This window comes from Nocardioides sp., from assembly GCF_050246775.1.
Classification (GTDB): domain Bacteria; phylum Actinomycetota; class Actinomycetes; order Propionibacteriales; family Nocardioidaceae; genus Nocardioides.
The window spans coordinates 1-3,347 of sequence record NZ_JBFWVK010000019.1; the positions used below are offsets into that span (position 1 = coordinate 1).

Sequence of the window (3,347 nt, forward strand, 5' to 3'; positions counted from 1 at the left end):
GCCCAGGCAGGCCGTGCCGGTGGCCACGCTCAGGGCCAGGTCCAGCCCCAACCAGGTCTTGGCGCACTTCGGCGAGCCACCAATCACGCCGACCGACGAGTCCCCCCAGAGCGGATCGACCAGCCAGCGCTGGGCCTGATCCTCGTGGCGAATGTCCCCCACGCGTACGACAGGCAGCAACAGCTCATCCAGTCCAGGCATCGTCACGCCCTCGTTTTCTTCTTGGCTGCCGGGCGGGGCAGGTTCGGCTGGAACACCTCCAGGTAGAACTTCTCGTCGAGCTGCTGGACTTCGTGGGCCATGCCGTAAGCCAGCAACTCGGCGCTCATGGTCATGAGCAACCGGTAATTGCCGGCACAGTGGTCCACCAAGGTGTCGCGGAGTTCGACGGTCATCAGCGAGGTGTTGCCGGCCTTGGCCAGGGCATGGTCCAAGAGCTGGCAGAGTTCCTCGCGCGCTGCGGCCTCCGTCTGGAGCCGCGTGCGGATCCTGGTCCCCAGCGGAATGAGGTCCTCATGCCGCAACAGTTCCAGCAGTCGCCCATCTCCCGCCAGGACCACCGTCAACAGCGAGGTGGAATCGAAGTCGGCGCTGGACAGGATGCGCAGCTCATTGAGCACCTCGGGAATCATCTCCTGGGCTTCGTCGATCAGCAGCACGGGCTTGATGCGCGCAGAGGCCACGTGAGCCTTCCAGCGCTCGCGGAGCGTTCGGAAGCCGCTCCAACGATTGGAGGAACTGAGCTTTACCGCGAAGACGTCGCCCAGCTCACGATAGAAGTCGGCGGCTCTCGACTGGGGCCGTTCGAGGGCGCCGACAACCACTTCGCGCAGCGCCGCCAGGCGTTGAGCCACGATGCGCAGCGCCACCGATTTGCCGGTGCCCGACTCCCCCGAGATCAGCGCGAAGCCGCCCTCCTGGACCAGTTGCTCGACGCGCCAGGCGAAGTTCTCGATCTTGGCGGTCACCAGCAGGGCTTCGCCGGGCAGCTCCGGCGAGAACGGGTTCCACTTCAATCCCCACAGCGACAACAGCTTCTTGGCATTCATGAGGCTTGCTCTCCCTTCGTCGGTGTTCTCTGGGGCAGGTACGCTGGCGGCAGGCCCGTGGCGGAGTACTCGGCAAGGATCTTCTTCAAGAGCGGCGGCAACTCGCTGGAGCGCGGACGGTCGGGGTCCTCGTCGCCGGCAGGTTCGACGGCGCCGCGGCGGCCATCGGCGTTCGCGGTGCGGTCGAGCGGGTACAAGGGAGCCAGTGGAGTGCCGTGCCGCGGATCGACCAGGTCGACGCGGGCCAGGTCCCAGCGGGCGTAACGCACCACGACCTCGCGGAAGTGACGGAAGCGTGCCGGGATCTCGAAGCGCACGCCCTCCAGCGAGATCGTCCCGTCGCTCTGCCGCTGACGCCGCTTGCTCTCCAGGCGAAACGCCTGGCGCAGCGCGTCGCTCGAGGGACTTGTGCGGAGTACGTCCGGGGCCTGGGCGAAGCGCTCGACCGGAGCGCAGGACAGCTCGCGGTGTTCGGCACGGTTGTACTCGATCTCTGCCCAGGCCTGCGTCGCTTCGTTGAGGAACGCGAGCGTCAACTCCGGATAGCCGTCGAGCATCTCCATCAGCCGCCCCTCGACGGTCCCCCAGAAGGCTTCTTGCTTGCCGTTTTGGTAGGGGCTGTACGGCAGGGTGCGCTCGTGCACGATCCCCAGGCGCAGCAAGCCTTGCGTGACCTCGTCGGCCACCATCGCCGCGCCGTTGTCGGTCATCAGTGCCCGCGGCAGTCCGCGCTTCTGAATCGCCTGCGACAGGCCGTGCACCAGGTCCTCGGCGGTCTCCGACAGGTACCACTGCAGGTGGCAGCAGAGCCGCGAGTGATCGTCGAGGATGCCCAGGGCGAGCGGACGCTGCCACTGGCCGCCGGGCGTGAGCACCTTGAGGGAGCCGTAGTGGAAATCGAGATGCCACAGCGAGCCCACGTATTCGGCCTCGAAGCTGCGAACCTCGCGCGTCTGGCGTCGCTCCAGGGCGCGGGCTTCGCCGGCACTGCCCTTGGGCTGGGGCCGGGGCTTGCGCACCAGGCCGCGCGCCTGCATGTAGCGGCGGACCGTGGAATAGGAACGCAGCACGCCCAGCCCCGGGTCGGCCTTCACGAACGCCGCCAGGTTGTCGTAGTGCAACTGGTAGGTCCAGTGCGGATGCTCGACGTACTGGCGACCAAGTTGGTCCGCCATGGCTCGGGGCATCGACACCTTGCCACAGTCCTTGCGCACGGCGCGGCGCAGCACGGTGACCGGGTCGTCCTTCTCACGTCGCGCCGCGTAGTACCAGCGTTCGATCGTGACGGCCGAGAATTGCACATCCCGTCCACTCACCGGATGCGTCCAGGTCTTGGCGGCCAGGTCGCGGAGGGCCGTCTTAAGGTCTCCGCGCGGCCGCGGCGAACTCAACAGCGCGCCCACCACGGAAAAGCGAAAGCGGGCCCACAAGGGGCCGGTGTTGCTGGTCATCACGTCTCCTCCTCGAACCAGGTGAAAATCACTGTGACGACCATCTATATCCCGGCCCGCCCAGATGCTCGACGAGCATCCTCTGCGGATCGCTGTGGCTCGCTACGAACCATCCGGAGAGCTCGCTCGGCAGGCTGTCGCGGTCGTGATCGGTGACAGAAAGCGCAGCAGACGCCCCCATTCCTCGCAGGGATGGTCACCGCGGAGGAACACTCCCAGAAGTGACTGTGGCAGGAGGACGATCACGTCCGTTGCTGACAGACGACCACGCGCGATCTTCCAGAACGGTGTCTGCGGCACGTGTTCCCGCCAGAATACCTGCCAGCGGGCAATGGTCCGCCGGTCGGCGCCGAACAGCTGCGACAGTTCGTGGACGCGGCGCGGTGACGGCCCTTGCCGCATGGCGCTCGCCAGGACGACTACCGCGAACAGATATACCTTACGGTCCAGAAACCGCACCGACGGCGGCGTCACCCGCTTGCGACAACCGTCGCGATCGCAGCAGAAGCTGAACCGGTAGCCGTAGTCCTCGGGGAGACGCTCGGCACTGCCCCGCGGCTTGCGGGGGTAGTCGGCGCAGTGCAGACGGCCGCCGCACCGGCAGGCCTTGTCGCGGGCACTCTGGGCGAGATCTTGATCGACCTGGAAAAGAAACGGCCAGAACGTGGCACCGCCGGGCCAATCGTGGTACATCGTGACTACTCCGGGTTGCGTTAGAACATTCCGGAGTACACCCCTCGGGAACCTCGATCAACCGATCAGGCTCTCCGAGGGGCTTTTTTTTGCAAGCATCAGTGAAGTTGCGCAGGATCGGCCGATTTTGCGTCGATTATCTTGGTCACCCACA

4 protein-coding genes are annotated in these 3,347 nt (G+C 66.1%); all 4 read right to left on the reverse strand.

What is annotated here, in order from left to right:
* Positions 1-201 (reverse strand): AAA family ATPase (locus AB7I40_RS23700; RefSeq protein ID WP_428348166.1); only part of this gene is annotated, 201 nt, incomplete at its 3' end.
* Positions 202-203: 2 nt separating this feature from the next.
* Positions 204-1,049 carry an ExeA family protein gene (locus tag AB7I40_RS23705; protein WP_428348167.1) on the reverse strand — a complete coding sequence of 282 codons (846 nt, stop codon included), beginning with the start codon at positions 1,047-1,049 and terminating at the stop codon, positions 204-206.
* The gene (locus AB7I40_RS23710; protein WP_428348168.1) at positions 1,046-2,500 is read right to left on the reverse strand and encodes a DDE-type integrase/transposase/recombinase; all 1,455 of its coding nucleotides are present in this window, start codon (positions 2,498-2,500) and stop codon (positions 1,046-1,048) included. Before AB7I40_RS23710 ends, AB7I40_RS23705 begins: the two co-directional genes overlap by 4 nt.
* 102 nt (positions 2,501-2,602) lie before the next feature.
* Positions 2,603-3,193: a hypothetical protein gene (locus AB7I40_RS23715; RefSeq protein WP_428348169.1), complete on the reverse strand. Its 591-nt coding sequence runs from the start codon at positions 3,191-3,193 to the stop codon at positions 2,603-2,605.
* Positions 3,194-3,347 lie beyond the last annotated feature (154 nt).